Genomic DNA, 14,300 nt, shown 5'->3' with positions numbered 1-14,300 from the left:
TTTTCCATATTAAACGAGGTGTACTATGTACGAACAAGGAAAAATTTTATTGAAAGAATACTTTGGCTATGAAGATTTTAGACCTGGCCAGAGCAAAATTATTGAAAGTATTTTAAATGAATCCAATACACTAGGAGTAATGCCTACAGGTGGGGGGAAGTCCATCTGCTATCAAGTGCCAGCTCTCCTAGCAAGTGGCCTGACGATTGTCATCTCCCCCTTAATCTCTTTAATGAAAGACCAAGTGGATTCCTTACTTAATATAGGTGTACAGGCGACATATATTAATAGTTCATTGAACGCAGGAGAAATTAGAGAAAGAGTTCAACAAGTAGAACAGGGCGAAATTAAACTGTTATACCTTGCACCAGAAAGACTCGAAAGCTATGAATTTCAATCGATTCTATCAGCTATTGAGGTTTCGATCGTTGCAATTGATGAAGCGCATTGTATGTCCCAATGGGGGCACGATTTTAGGCCAAGCTATCGTGAAGTGGGTTCCTTTATCAAGCGGATACCAGGAAACCCAATCATAACCGCTTTTACAGCGACAGCAACGGAACAAGTTATAGAAGACATCCAATATATGCTTGGAATAACCCCAGAACATACATATGTAACCGGCTTTTCAAGGGATAACCTGACATTTTCTGTCTTACGCGGGCAAAATAAGGACAATTATTTAGAAAAATTTCTGAAAGCGAACAAGGAAGAATCGGGGATAATCTATGCAACGACCAGAAAGGAAGTCGATCAGATATTTTCCTCCTTGACTAAGAAAGGTTACAAGATTGGTAAGTATCATGCAGGTCTTTCAGAAGAGGAACGGAAAGAATATCAGGAAGATTTTCTACATGACCGCCTGAAACTGATGGTAGCGACAAATGCGTTTGGCATGGGGATAGATAAGTCTAATGTAAGGTTTGTTATTCATTACAATATGCCAAAAAATGTTGAGTCTTATTATCAAGAAGCCGGAAGGGCAGGGAGGGATGGAGAAGAAAGTGAGTGCATTCTCCTATTCAATGCCAGGGATATCCAAATTCAGAAGTTTTTAATCGAAGAGAGTATCCGCTCCCCAGAACGCAAGATGCAGGAATATAAGAAGCTTCAAGCGATGATGGATTATAGCTATACGCAACGTTGCCTCCAAGCATATATAGTAAACTATTTTGGTCAAGAGACAAATCTCATTTGCGGCAAGTGCAGTAACTGTTCCTCAGACTTCGTTGAGCAGGATATTACACTTGAAGCACAGAAGATATTTAGCTGTATTCATCGGATGAATGAAAGATTTGGGGCGATCTTGGTTGCTAAAGTGTTAAAAGGTTCAAAAGATAAGCGTATCCAACAATTCCGTTTTGATAGCTTGCCAACTTACGGATTAATGAATAGCTATACAGAAAAGGAATTGGTAGACCTTATTAATATTTTGATTGCAGAGGGATATTTAATCCTTACTGAAGGGCAATATCCTATCGTAAAATTAGGTGCACGTGCTGTTCCTGTTTTAAAAGGAAAAGAAAAAGTCCTTTTTAAAGTGAAAGAGCAAGTTAAATCTGTCGTAGAAGATAATGAATTGTTTGAGATGTTGCGTGAGTTACGAAAAAAATTATCAAAAGAAGAGGGTGTACCTCCATATGTTATTTTCTCTGACAGCACGTTAAGAGAAATGAGCGAGGTTCTCCCAAAAGATGAATCTGCCATGATGGATATTAAAGGGGTAGGATCTTTAAAGTTCGAGAAGTATGGAGAGTTGTTTTTGCGTGAGATAGGCAGATTTATGGGAGAAGATGTGTCTGACACAAATCCGGTTAAAAAAGAAGGTACCGCCAAAAAGATCAAAATGCCGGTCATTCCCATGAATCCAGGGGAATCAAGTCATATGTTTACTTATAGACTGTTACAAGAAGAAGGGATGACTTTTAAAGAAATAGCAAAGGAACGTGATATGAGTCTTATCACTATCCAGAACCACATCTTTAAATGTGCAAGTGATGAAGGTGTAAAGGTAGATTGGGATTCTTTTATACCAAAAGAGTATGAGGAAGAAATTATTAAAGTAATCGAGGAAGTGGGTACTGAAAAGCTGAAGCCCATAAAAGAAAATTTGCCTGACGAGGTTGATTATATAGCCATAAAAGCTGTAATGGCCAAGCATGAAATAAATTAAATATATTCAGTTAAGCGTGTCTACATGTTTAGTTTTTATCATGTCGGGAATATCAAGTTTATAGATAAAACTATTAAACAGGAGGCGTTTATGATGAATGCTCGTCAACTAAAGAAACCTTTAATCGTGGCAGGAGCCGCTAGCCTCACCGGAGCAGGATTATTAGCATACAAGCCATACAGAGAAAAGATTGTTCAATACTCTAAAAAAGTTAAAAATAAACTAGTTCCATTAAAATTCAGAAAAACGGATTTGCCAATTGAAAAAGCAGGGAACCCAGATCCAGAAGATATCCAAGATAACAATATGGTCAGTGAAGGTGCCCAGTATTCGGTAGACTATTATAATAAGAAAATGCAATAAACAAAAAGGCGCTCGGTCAATACCGAACGCCTTTTTAATACTTTATACAAAGAATATTGCGTAAGCTACACCTACAACACCTAGTAAAGCCAAAGTATAAACAGGTTTTATTGGCATCTCACCATTGTTCTCCATTGCTTTTCCAAACATGAAGAATACAAGCGGGTGAACCAGGAATGGCATCGAGAAAATGAAAGGAATTAATGCGGCAGCATCAGCACCAAACATCTCTCCTTGAATTGCCGCAAATAAGCCAAAATGAGAAATAGCAGAAGATTGAGCCATAGCAGCATAGTCAATAGACATCGTGCCTAGACTCAGTAAAGCCAATCCGCCGAATACCGCACACATTTGCCAACCGAAAGAGAACTGCATCAATGCTTTTACTTCTTTTTTATCCTCTCCATTAGCTTTTCTTAAGTTGACCAATGCTAGTATCGTTAAACTAACACCGACCGCAACAATTAACAAAGAAGGAAGTATCCAAAGACTGCCTCTTTCCGCACTTATAGCAAGTACAGAAAAAACAAATATATGACCGAAAAACGGGATGTTAATCATGATTGGAGCACGTTTTGCAGCAGTTTTTCCAAAATCACCTGCTGTACATGCGCCAGTTAAACCAGAATGTGATAGAGAACCTGCCATACCAGGAGCAAGGTTTCTTGTATTGGCGTTTTTAGCAAAGAACATGATCAATGCAATTCCACCAAACATCCAGAACAACTGGCCGAAGAATCCATAGGCCAATACAGCATTCATCCCATCGATGGCAAAAGCGTCGCCTATACGCGAACCACCAACCATAAAGTTGGCCGCCAATACAACCGGGATACCTGCAATCAATAATGCACGGATGGTTGGTCCAAAACTCCAATTATAGAAAATAGCGCCTAAAGCAGCCGCAATCATCATTGCAAAGAAGATTTGTGGCAAAGCAATTATTGGCTTTATCCACATTGCAATATGATAAGAAATTACAAGTAACAGGATAATCGCTACCATTTCTACGATACCTTTATTCATGTACTGTTTCTTATTCTGAAGTTTAGCTTTGTTATCAATAAGTAGAACAGATCCAATAATTCCAATATAAGCAATCATTGGATACACACTATCAAAACTTTGAGTACCATCTGAAAGAATCATCCTTGTGATTCCTTCTAGTCCAAATAATAGGAAGAAGGCACGGACGATAAAGAACAATTGTGTTCTTGAAGTACCTAAGAAAGTCTCTTCATCTGATACGACAACCGTATCTTCCACATCCAAGTCTTTATTACCTAATATTTTTCGAAGTTCTTGACCGCCTACGAAGAAAGATACCGTCAAGGCGATAATGGTGGTTCTCGCCATAAGGTCAATAAAAGGGTATTCAACCAAACCAGGTGTCGCAACCCCTGTGTTTACAAGTAAATAGCCCAATCCTAAACCAAGTATTACAATAATAAGAATAGGGGAAAACCTAGTTCCAGCCACAACCATCCTTGATACCAATACTATCGGGACAAGGAAGAAAAGTATTAGCCAAAACTGATTGATTAATTCAATATTTGAAAATTGTTCTATCATTTAATAAATCAGACTCCTATCGTTCTTTTTTTCACAAAGAATTATCGTACAATACTCTTTGGAAAGTGTAAATCATTGTAAACGCCATCATTAAAATGTTTAACTATTCAATTTATATAAGGTGTTATATAACCTTATTATGTAAACTAAAACGCTGTATTTGAGCGTAGTTATTGTAACTACTAGGTAGTTAGTGTAAAATTCCATCAAACACACATTATAGATGGAGGAATACGACATTATGACAACGAACAAAACAGAACTCGCTACCTTTGCTGGAGGATGTTTTTGGTGCATGGTCAAACCCTTTGACGAGATGCCTGGCATTGAAAAAGTAATTTCCGGTTACACGGGCGGTAACATCTCCAATCCTACATACGAAGATATAAAAAAAGGGACAACAGGTCATTACGAAGCAGTCCAGATTGAATTTAACCCTGAACTTTTCCCTTATGAAAAATTATTGGAGTTATACTGGCCTCAAATTGATCCGACTGATGATGGAGGGCAATTTTTTGATAGAGGCAGTCAGTACCGAACGGCTATATTCTATCATAATGAGGAACAGCGAGAGCTTGCTGAGAAAACTAAACAGGAGTTAGAAGCAAGCGGAAGATATAAAACGCCAATTGTTACTGAAATTAAACCGGCAACACCTTTTTATGAAGCAGAAGAATATCATCAAAAATTTTATAAGAAAAATCCTGAAAAATATAAACAAGAACGTCAAGAATCAGGAAGAGATGCTCATATAAAAGAGTACTGGGGAGAAGAATATACAAAGTAAGTGAGGGTGGTGAAAATGCTTACCCAATATGAATAAGGGGGACTACAATTGATTCATCTTTTTACACACAATGACCTGGATGGGGTAGGCTGCGGGATATTGGCCAAGCTTGCGTTTAATGAGAAAGTTAAGGTTCATTATAATTCAGTAGGGAGTTTAAATTATCAGGTTGCGGAGTTTATGGAAGAAGCAACACCGCGACATCAAATATACATAACAGATTTATCGGTAAATGAGGAGAATGCCAAAAAACTCGACCATTTTGCAAAACAGCAAGATGGATTTGTTCAATTTATCGATCATCATAAAACTGCCATTCATCTTAATGAATATAGTTGGGCTTCTGTTACTGTTGAATATGAGGATGGCAGACTGACAAGTGCCACTTCTTTATTCTATGAATATTTGTTAGAGCAGGATTTAATAGCCCGTACTGAACCACTAGATGAAGTGGTTGAATTGATACGTCAATATGATACGTGGGAATGGGATCAAAATAAGAATACGAAGGCAAAAAGATTAAACGACCTTTTATATATGATTTCAATTGATGACTTTGAATCGAGAATGCTTCAAAAGTTAACAAGTGCCGCTAAATTCGATTTTGATGATTTTGAAACACAAATCCTTGACATGGAAGAGCAAAAACTAGAAAGGTATTTGCGAAAAAAACGCAGAGAAATTATTCAAAAGCCTGTTGGTGATAATTGGGTTGGAATTGTCCACGCTGAATCATTTCTTTCGGAACTTGGAAATGTTTTAGGAAAGGAAAATCCCCATTTGGACTATATAGCTATGATTAATATGGGAAGCAAACGTATCAGCTTGCGCACCATACATGATGATGTCGATGTTTCGCAAGTGGCCGGTAAATTTGATGGGGGTGGCCATGCTAAGGCATCCGGTTGTAGTTTAAATGAGCAGGCGTACAAGCTTTTTGTAGCGGAGGCATTCCCGTTAAATCCTCTCAAACAAGACGCGCCTCACAATGTTTTCAATGTAAAAGAATCACCTAATGGTGTGTTGTATGATTCAAAAGAAAAAGGAACATTGTTTCTTTTACCGAAAGAAGACGGGACATGGAAGGTGGAAAACAAGGAAAAGTTTTTGGATACAACCTTTTCCTCTTTTCAGGAAGCAGAAACGTTTATTAAAAGAAAATATGCAGCATGGTTGGTTAAAGACGAGGAGTATGTCAATTTCCTTGTAGAAAACATTAGAAGATTAAAAACAAACTAACATTTAGATGGTGGGAGAGATGAAATATGGCAATTAAAAGATTAGAACATGTTGGGATCATGGTGAAAGATATTCAGAAATCAATAAAATTCTATACAGAGGTGGTCGGTTTTTCTTTAAAGGGGGAATTAGATCACCCAAATGGGGAGATAAAGCTTGCGTTTCTTGGATTTGAAAAAAGGGAAGAAACGGAGTTGGAACTTATTCAAGGCTATAATGACGATCTCCCCGTTGAAGGGAAAGTCCATCATATCGCTTTAACGGTGGATGATGTAGAGGCGGAACGCCAGAGGTTGAAAAGTTTGGATGTCACCTTTATTGAACAGGAGATTACAACCTTACCAAATGGAGCAAGATATATCTTTTTTGCAGGTCCAGATGGAGAATGGATTGAGCTGTTTGAAACACCGGTAAAATAAAGAGAAGGCAGGGAGTAAAACATCCCAGCCTTCTTTTTTATTGAGAAAAATGCAATTAAACAGTTGATTTCCGTTCCAGGCGCTTCGCTTGCCCGCGGGCGGTCCGTGAGCCTCCTCGGCTTCACCTGCGGGGTCTCACCTGTCCCTTCCTCCCGCGGGCGTCTGCGCGCCTTCCACTCCAATCAACAAGGTTACTTCGTTGAACTTAAGTTTCAAAAACCTGCTAATTGAGTTAACTGTAAAGGCATTAACAAACCTTTACGTAATTTCTAGCTGTGAATTGGAGCAAATGGCGGAGACTCCAGCGGGGGAGTAACGGTAGCTTGAGACCCCACAGCGCAGCGAGGAGGCTCAAGCACCGTCCCGCGGAAAGCGAAGCCATTTGCGGAAAGGAACAGCGGCGATTAACCAATCAACTAAAGATTTATATCTTTACTTATTTCCTATCCATAGATTTCCCTTTTTCGCGTGAGCTTTTTAACATATGTTTGTACGTGAAGCCAAGACAAATGATTCCGGTGATAGAACAAGCATACCGAATGATGGACATCCAATCCATGATTGTCACCCCTAAAAGGTATTTGTCCTTATTCTCTCAAAGCTTGTTTAAATTATTCCTAGAAGTAAGGTTAGGAACTGTATTTTTTATTTAACCTCTCTAAAATCATCGTCAATTCACTCGGTTTCAACATCTCTACTGGTGACACATTCTTTTCGAATTGCAGATAATCCCCTTCAAGAAGAACCACATACCGGTTATTGATTTTCGCTATATGAACATTTTCACCAAAGTCCGCCAGCAAGCCTTTCACAGAGATATGATCTAGCTTGAATTTTAACTCAATATCTGGTGTCTGCTCAATGATAGAGGAAGAAGCCTCTATCACTTGCTCGTCGGACCACCGTTCTTGAAGTTCGCGTTTCGGTGATGTAGCCCAGGCTTCCATTGCTTGCTCCACCTTTTCCTTTTCTTCGCTTTCATCATGATAGGTTTCGGAAATTTCTTGGTGGACCATCCCCATCACTTGGTTTTTAATGATTTCTGGCATCGACTCTCCATATTCCACATACTTTAAGAAATCCTCGAAGTAACGAGAATGAGAGGACTGATGAATCTTTAATTCTCCTTCTTCTACCATTCCATCCTCCACCATGAAGGGATATTGAATGGACTTCATGTTTTTTGTAGTGATGGCCATTTGGACATTATGAATCAGCGTCTGTTCATTTGTGATGGAAGCGACTTTTTGTTCAAAGTCACATTTTAAAATAAATACAAAAGGCTCATCAAAATATTTGTTTAATTTAGCCCTGGTGACAATTAGTACGCCACCTCTTACCGCCGTTGTATCTGTATAGGTGGATGCTATTTCATCTGCCGCAGAAGAAAAAGCTTCTAAGCTTTCGGCCTGTTTGATTCGATTGAATTGATTAAAGTTGGGGTTTGAGCCAAGGTCATACCCAGGTTCCACCATGAATCTCCCAATCTTTGTTGGAACTTGTTCATTTTTAGGATGTCGATCTACCTTCCTTTTGGTGATTTTCATCAATTCCCCGTCTAGGAAAGGTTTTAATGCACTTTCTTCATATGTAGTTTCATCTAATACTGCCATTGGTTTATATTGTTTCTTGGCGTTATCTCCACTGCCTTCTACTTCAATCAGGTAAAAGGCTAATGACTTGATATCAAAATCCATTTTTATCACCATTTTCGCTAGGTATCTTTAAGCACTTTAACAAGTATAGGCAAAAGGAAAGAAAGGGTCAACAGGGACCCTTTCTTTCCTTTAATTATGCATTTCTCTGACTTTCTGATCACTAGGAAGGAAGAAGGTTAGCAATCCAATAAAGGGTAGACTTACAGTAAATATGATGGTGTTTGTTAGCCCGACCCAATCTGCCAGGACTCCAAGCGCAACAGATCCCACGGCCCCCATACCAAACGCCAGTCCTACAATAAGCCCGGAAACCAAGCCTATTCGGCCAGGAACCAGCTCTTGAGCGTACACTACTGTTACAGAAAAGCTAGAAAGGATGATGAATCCGATTATGGCAACAAGGAGATAGGCAAGTGTCGGACCTACAAAAGGCAACAACAATGCAAGTGGAGCGGACCCCAGCATAGAAAGAGAAATCACCAGCCTCTTCCCGAAACGATCTGCTAATGGTCCTCCGAAAAATGTACCTACAGCACCGGCACCTAAGAACACGAAAATATATATTTGTGAGTCAGCGATAGGTATGCCGTAGTTCTCTATGGCATAAAAAGCATAAAAGTTGGTGATACCTGCATGGAACCATGAACGAGCAAATACTAGAAAAATTAGCAAACAGATGGAAAAGGTGATGATCCGTCTATTACCAATGGATTTATCGGTTGATTTAACTGTGATAGTTTTCTTTTGTTTTAACGGTCTGTTTGAATATGCTACTTGTTGTTTGTACCAGGCAGCGATGTATAAAAGTAACATCACAGCTGCGGCGGCAACTATTGTAAACCACAACACGCCTTTTTGTCCGAGTGGCAACAGGATATAAGCTGCCATCAACGGTGCTAAAGCCTGACCTGAATTGCCTCCTACCTGGTATATGGACTGTGCCAGCCCTCTGCGGTTTCCTGCCGCCATATAGGCAACGCGGGAACCTTCAGGGTGGAAGGCGGCAGAACCTAATCCTATGAACAATACGGAAATAATAATCACCCAAAAGCTTGGTGCCAATGCCAAGCCGATAATTCCGAATAAGGAAAAAGTAAGTCCAATTGGCAGGGCATATGGAGAAGGTCTCTTATCTGTAATAATTCCCACAACGGGTTGAATAAGCGAAGATGTCGCATTTAACGCAAACGCAATCAGTCCCAGTTGTGTAAAGGTCAGCCCCATGGAATTTTGCAACACGGGGAATAGGGCAGGAACTACAGATTGTAATGCATCATTTAACAGGTGGACAAGACCTATAATAAAAAGAATCGGATAGACCGTGGAACTTTCGGGATTTGAAGTCGCTAATTTGACTTTTTGTGCCTGCATAATAAAATGAACTCCTTTGATGAATGTGGTTAGGAAAAGCCAACATATGTATATTAAATAATCATAGCACGTGAAGGAAGGTTGATGGTAGATTATTTTACGGAATGCGAAATAATTAAGATTCTGGTAAACTGTAAGAAAAATAGAGAAGGGGATTAACATGATGATTGATTTAAGAAGTGATACTGTAACAAAACCTACTAAAGAAATGAGAAAGGCATCGTATGAAGCAGAAGTTGGAGATGACGTATACGGAGAAGATCCGACGGTTACACTTTTAGAAGAAAAAGCGGCAGAAATTCTCGGAAAAGAAGCCGCACTGTTTGTTACGAGCGGAACACAAGGAAATCAAATCGCGGTATTGACACATTGCCGACCAGGAAATGAGATATTACTAGAAGAAGAGTCTCATATTTTTTATTACGAATCTGGTGCTGTTGCCGCATTGGCAGGAGTCCAAACCAGAACCATTCCAGGTGTAAACGGGATAATGAATCCACAAGATATAGAATCTGCTATACGTGGAGAAGATCAACACTTTCCTGAAACAGGTCTGATTTGTATAGAAAACACACATAATCGTGCTGGAGGGGCAGTAGTGCCTGTATCAAACATGGCAGAAATCTATAAAGTGGCACAAAGAAATGGTATCCCTGTTCATGTGGATGGAGCCCGACTATTTAATGCCGCTGCAAGTACTGGCTTATCTATTCGAGAGTTCACCAAACATTGCGATACGGTACAAATATGTTTGTCCAAAGGTTTGGGTGCACCGGTTGGTTCGATCATTGCCGGATCTAACGATTTCATTAAACGAGCGAGAAAATGGAGAAAGCGTCTCGGTGGGGGATTAAGGCAAGTTGGAATAATTGCAGCACCTGGGTTAATAGCTTTAACTCAAATGACAGAAAGACTTGCAGAGGATCATGAAAATGCGGAGTTTCTTGCAAATGGTTTAAGGGGAATGAACCCTTTGACAATAGTAAATGCGGTTGATACGAATATTGTGGTAGTGGATGTAGCCGGTTTGGGCATGAAGGCAGATCAATTTGTACAAGCATTAAAAGAGAAGGGTGTTTTGGCTGTTACGTTTGGACCAACGTTGGTTCGACTTACCACTCATTTTGATGTGAGCAGAAGAGATATGGAGACAGTTATTAATACGATTGATGAAATAGTGAAATCAAGAAAATAAAACGGTAAGGGGTACAATCCCCTTACCGTTTTATATTCTCACAAGTGTATTTACGGCATGTTCTCGGAGTTTATATTTTTGGATCTTTCCAGAAGCTGTCATTGGATACTCGTCTACAATCTCTACATAGTAAGGGATTTTATATTTTGATATTTTTCCAGTGCAATAGTCTTTGACTTCTTGACTGTTTAAGCTTTCGCCCGGTTTGATTTTTATAAATGCAGCAACCTGCTCACCGAACTTTTCATCTGGAACTCCTACAATTTGTACATCAAAAATTTTCGGATGGGAGTATAAAAATTCCTCAATCTCACGGGGATAAATATTTTCTCCACCACGGATAATCATATCCTTTAGTCTGCCTGTAATGACGACATACCCATCATCATCCATAGTCGCGAGGTCACCGGTATGAAGCCAGCCTTGGCTATCAATGGCATCTTTCGTTTGGTCCTTCATATTATAGTAGCCTTTCATGACAAGGTAACCTCTGGTACAAAGCTCGCCTTGGACTCCATTTGGCACATGTTCACCTGTTGTAGGATCAATAATTTTCACTTCCACATTATCTAAAGCGCTTCCAACAGTGGAAACTCTTCTCTCAATGCTGTCGTATGGGCGTGTTTGTGTAATGACAGGGGAGGCCTCCGTTTGCCCATATGCGATTGTAATTTCCTTTGCTCCCATATCATGAACCACTCTTTTCATAATTTCCGTCGGACAAGGAGACCCAGCCATGATACCAGTTCGTAGACTGGATAAATCGTATTTTTCAAAGTCAGGGTGATTTAGTTCCGCGATGAACATAGTTGGAACTCCGTAAAGGGCTGTACATTTTTCTTGTTCCACCGCTTTCAAAACCAATAGTGGATCAAACATAACCAGAGGAACCATCGTCGCTCCTGTAGCCACAGTAGCTAAAGTTCCCATCACACATCCAAAGCAGTGGAAAAACGGAACCGGAATGCATATTCTATCTTCAGCGGTAAGCTTTTGGCATTCCGCCACATTAATGGCATTGTTGATGATATTGGAGTGGGTGAGCATGACTCCTTTTGGGAAGCCTGTTGTCCCAGATGTATATTGCATGTTGATGACATCTTCATAATTTGTACTATTTTGCCTGGCCAGTAATTCTTCATCTGTAATGGTAGATGAATTATTCAACAAGTCATCCCATGTAAACATACCAGGGTGACTTTCGCTGCCCATATAAATGACATTCTTTAATTTAGGTAAACGAGTAGATGTTAGTTCTCCGGGAACACAGTTTGCAAGCTCTGGACATAATTCTTGAAGCATATCCAAGTAGCTTACCCCTTTAAAGTTGTCCATTAGAAGAAGGGTGGTGGATTCTGATTGACGTAACAGATATTCTAGTTCCTTCAATTGATAGCTAGTATTGACTGTTACTAAAACTGCTCCAATCTTTGCACTGGCGTATTGGGTAATTAACCATTCAGGTTTATTAGTTGCCCAAACGGCAATATGATCTCCTTTTTTAATTCCTAGATTCATTAAACCTTTCGATACTTGATTACAGATTTGCTGAAACTCTTTATAGCTATAGCGCAATCCAGTTTCCACATACACTACAGCTTCTTTATCAGGGTAACGTGCTACGGTTTCATCAAATAAATCACCAATTGTTTTATGTACTAACTCTGCCATCGTCCAAACCTCCATAATAGAAAAGTAAGTGCTAGTTAAATATTAGTATGAATCTTCAGAAAAATCAAACGAAAAAAGAGAGCAGCCCGAAGACTACTCTTGCTTCACTTCTACTTTTTTCATTTCATTATTTTCGTTTTCAACTGGAGGCTTTTGAATAATTCTTTCTTTTAACCCGATCATACTTCCACTCAAGTAGTTTAGTGTTTGCTTATATTTGCTATCAATGGAAGAAATGGCGGTTTCCAATTTATCCACCAACGTTTGTCTCAAGGTGTTGAGCTGTTCGGCAATTTTCTGGGAGGCAATATCTTGGCTGTCCATACGCTCCATTACTGATTGGTGAAACATTTCTTGAACTTGTAATTTATTATTTATTTCTTGGTAAAAATGTTCCTGATCATGTAATTTTGAATGTATGTCTTCATACAATTCTTCATATTTCTCTAACTTGGTGTGAATGCCTTGGGTCAGATTCTCTTGGAATGCCAACTGATCTAATGTAGCCTGACTCAATAGCTTTTCTTCTTCCAATGACATTTCTAATTTATCCAGTCTTTGCTTTACCTCTTTACTGCTTTCTTCATGTGATGAGATATTCTCTTGAAGTTCCTCACTTAATAATGATTGGACTTTTAATAATTCTAGAAGTTGCCCATAATTTTTATCTTGATTATTTAGTTTAAGGGTAAAATCCTCATGACTTTTTTCGTGCACAAGTACTTTGTCGTATACCTTCCGGACATTTAAATCTTGAAATGCTATCATTTCTGACAAATCTTTTTGAGCTTCTTCCTGGGAGTATAACTTATCCAGTAGAATTTGATGATTATTTTCCTGGGTAGATATACTATGCTGTAATTGTTCATTAATCTTCTTAACTGTCCGAGAAACAGTCAAATTCGTTTCTTCTTGTTGTTTCAAAATTTCTGCTAAATAGTTTTTTCGAAAATCCTGCTGGTTGGACGAGACGGATTCCCTCTGATGGTATAATTTAGGGGTGGGAAGCAGGTTGTTATTTTTCTCTCGCATAACGTAACTCCTTTTTTTAAAATAGGTTATTTAACTACACTATCTTATGAGAGTGCCATGGATTTGCGCGTGTTTTTAAGAAAACTAGGCAAAAGACTAGATTTGTCATTCCACCAAACAATAAAAAGAAGACCAACTTTCTGGTCTTCACTTTTCCGAACTATTCTTAGGTGTGGTGTAAGATGGGTAGCAAGGAGGCTAGGATATGCTTTGGCAGGAATTGCAGGTGTTTTTTCCGGCACTTTAGATAAGAAGGAGTGTTACATGGCAGGTGTTTTTTTTGAAAACTTTGGCTGAAGCGGGCAAGTCTTCAGCAAGATTATAAAATGTCTACAGCTACAACAAGTGCAATCAATAGTTGAAGAAGTAGCTGGATGTTTAGTACTAGGTCAGTGTCTGTAGTTGTTACTTTTACACCACGAGAGTTTTGAATATACGTTTGTTGGTGATTTACTTGTACGGATTTGGAGCTTTGAAGCAATTCTTGGATTACTTGCTCAGCTTTGTTGCTATCTGCGATACTTACACTGATTACTAGAGCGATAGCAGCTTGAATTGCAGCTTGAAGAGAAACAGCAATTTTTGTGTCAGTAGTTGTTACTTCAATATCGCAAGAATCTTTAATTACTATTTGCTCATAAGATTTTTGAATCATTTTGTTTACTTGGTCAGCCTCTTGAGCTACACCATCATTGTCAAGTGGATGTCTGCTTCCTGCTGCTAAAGCATTCCATTCACCATTATTTCCACAGCCATGATCATAGCCACAGCTTCTTCCACCGAATAACCAATCTTTACTCATTATTTAAATCCCCCATTT

General features: G+C 39.1%; 12 protein-coding genes. 6 read left to right on the top strand and 6 right to left on the bottom strand.

The window, feature by feature from the left end; genetic code table 11:
- The first annotated feature begins 25 nt into the window (after positions 1-25).
- The gene (gene recQ, locus B4U37_RS11440; RefSeq protein ID WP_088018326.1) at positions 26-2,173 is read left to right on the top strand and encodes a DNA helicase RecQ; all 2,148 of its coding nucleotides are present in this window, start codon (positions 26-28) and stop codon (positions 2,171-2,173) included.
- A 90-nt stretch (positions 2,174-2,263) separates the two neighbouring features.
- A complete protein-coding gene (locus B4U37_RS11435) occupies positions 2,264-2,536 on the top strand; it encodes a hypothetical protein (RefSeq protein ID WP_148966218.1) in 273 nt (90 codons plus the stop codon).
- Positions 2,537-2,578: 42 nt separating this feature from the next.
- Here the strand turns inward: B4U37_RS11435 and B4U37_RS11430 are convergent, their stop codons facing one another.
- Positions 2,579-4,108 (bottom strand): hypothetical protein, encoded by a 1,530-nt coding sequence (locus B4U37_RS11430; RefSeq protein ID WP_088018325.1) that lies wholly within the window; start codon positions 4,106-4,108, stop codon positions 2,579-2,581.
- 241 nt (positions 4,109-4,349) lie between these two features.
- On the opposite strand from B4U37_RS11430, the gene msrA reads away from it, so the two are divergent.
- Genes msrA through B4U37_RS11415 form a run of 3 tightly spaced genes read left to right on the top strand, consistent with a single transcriptional unit; the run spans position 4,350 to position 6,553 of the window.
- Positions 4,350-4,895, top strand: coding sequence for a peptide-methionine (S)-S-oxide reductase MsrA (gene msrA / locus B4U37_RS11425; RefSeq protein ID WP_088018324.1), 546 nt, complete (start codon positions 4,350-4,352; stop codon positions 4,893-4,895).
- A gap of 48 nt (positions 4,896-4,943) precedes the next feature.
- Complete coding sequence (locus tag B4U37_RS11420) at positions 4,944-6,134, top strand: DHH family phosphoesterase (RefSeq protein WP_088018323.1); 1,191 nt, start codon at positions 4,944-4,946, stop codon at positions 6,132-6,134.
- Between the two features lie 26 nt (positions 6,135-6,160).
- On the top strand, positions 6,161-6,553 hold the full coding sequence (locus B4U37_RS11415) for a VOC family protein (protein WP_088018322.1): 393 nt from the start codon (positions 6,161-6,163) through the stop codon (positions 6,551-6,553).
- A gap of 629 nt (positions 6,554-7,182) precedes the next feature.
- Here B4U37_RS11415 and B4U37_RS11405 read toward each other — a convergent pair.
- Both B4U37_RS11405 and B4U37_RS11400 read right to left on the bottom strand, forming a co-directional pair.
- Positions 7,183-8,250 (bottom strand): DUF3900 domain-containing protein, encoded by a 1,068-nt coding sequence (locus tag B4U37_RS11405; RefSeq protein ID WP_088018321.1) that lies wholly within the window; start codon positions 8,248-8,250, stop codon positions 7,183-7,185.
- A 90-nt stretch (positions 8,251-8,340) separates the two neighbouring features.
- The gene (locus tag B4U37_RS11400) at positions 8,341-9,582 is read right to left on the bottom strand and encodes an MFS transporter (RefSeq protein WP_088018320.1); all 1,242 of its coding nucleotides are present in this window, start codon (positions 9,580-9,582) and stop codon (positions 8,341-8,343) included.
- Between the two features lie 163 nt (positions 9,583-9,745).
- Here B4U37_RS11400 and ltaE point away from each other — a divergent pair, with 163 nt between their 5' ends.
- The gene (gene ltaE, locus B4U37_RS11395) at positions 9,746-10,777 is read left to right on the top strand and encodes a low-specificity L-threonine aldolase (RefSeq protein ID WP_088018319.1); all 1,032 of its coding nucleotides are present in this window, start codon (positions 9,746-9,748) and stop codon (positions 10,775-10,777) included.
- Positions 10,778-10,807: 30 nt separating this feature from the next.
- Here ltaE and B4U37_RS11390 read toward each other — a convergent pair whose 3' ends face one another.
- From B4U37_RS11390 to B4U37_RS11380, 3 genes are all read right to left on the bottom strand, one after another.
- Positions 10,808-12,448, bottom strand: coding sequence for an AMP-binding protein (locus B4U37_RS11390; protein WP_245839956.1), 1,641 nt, complete (start codon positions 12,446-12,448; stop codon positions 10,808-10,810).
- A gap of 93 nt (positions 12,449-12,541) precedes the next feature.
- Positions 12,542-13,480 carry a transcriptional regulator gene (locus tag B4U37_RS11385; RefSeq protein ID WP_088018317.1) on the bottom strand — a complete coding sequence of 313 codons (939 nt, stop codon included), beginning with the start codon at positions 13,478-13,480 and terminating at the stop codon, positions 12,542-12,544.
- 319 nt (positions 13,481-13,799) lie between these two features.
- A complete protein-coding gene (locus tag B4U37_RS11380; protein WP_088018316.1) occupies positions 13,800-14,282 on the bottom strand; it encodes a spore coat protein in 483 nt (160 codons plus the stop codon).
- Between the last annotated feature and the right edge of the window lie 18 nt (positions 14,283-14,300).

Origin of the sequence: Sutcliffiella horikoshii, from assembly GCF_002157855.1 — a bacterium.
Taxonomy (GTDB): domain Bacteria; phylum Bacillota; class Bacilli; order Bacillales; family Bacillaceae_I; genus Sutcliffiella_A; species Sutcliffiella_A horikoshii_C.
Note: the sequence above shows the minus strand (reverse complement) of the source record. Positions and strands in the feature narration are given on the sequence as shown.

Excerpts from the sequence above, each read along its gene's own strand:
- recQ (WP_088018326.1), top strand. The coding sequence starts at position 26 with ATGTACGAACAAGGAAAAATTTTATTGAAAGAATACTTTGGCTATGAA.
- B4U37_RS11435 (WP_148966218.1), top strand. The coding sequence starts at position 2,264 with ATGATGAATGCTCGTCAACTAAAGAAACCTTTAATCGTGGCAGGAGCC.
- B4U37_RS11430 (WP_088018325.1), bottom strand. The coding sequence starts at position 4,108 with ATGATAGAACAATTTTCAAATATTGAATTAATCAATCAGTTTTGGCTA.
- msrA (WP_088018324.1), top strand. The coding sequence starts at position 4,350 with ATGACAACGAACAAAACAGAACTCGCTACCTTTGCTGGAGGATGTTTT.
- B4U37_RS11415 (WP_088018322.1), top strand. The coding sequence starts at position 6,161 with ATGGCAATTAAAAGATTAGAACATGTTGGGATCATGGTGAAAGATATT.
- B4U37_RS11405 (WP_088018321.1), bottom strand. The coding sequence starts at position 8,250 with ATGGATTTTGATATCAAGTCATTAGCCTTTTACCTGATTGAAGTAGAA.
- B4U37_RS11400 (WP_088018320.1), bottom strand. The coding sequence starts at position 9,582 with ATGCAGGCACAAAAAGTCAAATTAGCGACTTCAAATCCCGAAAGTTCC.
- ltaE (WP_088018319.1), top strand. The coding sequence starts at position 9,746 with ATGATTGATTTAAGAAGTGATACTGTAACAAAACCTACTAAAGAAATG.
- B4U37_RS11390 (WP_245839956.1), bottom strand. The coding sequence starts at position 12,448 with ATGGCAGAGTTAGTACATAAAACAATTGGTGATTTATTTGATGAAACC.
- B4U37_RS11385 (WP_088018317.1), bottom strand. The coding sequence starts at position 13,480 with ATGCGAGAGAAAAATAACAACCTGCTTCCCACCCCTAAATTATACCAT.
- B4U37_RS11380 (WP_088018316.1), bottom strand. The coding sequence starts at position 14,282 with ATGAGTAAAGATTGGTTATTCGGTGGAAGAAGCTGTGGCTATGATCAT.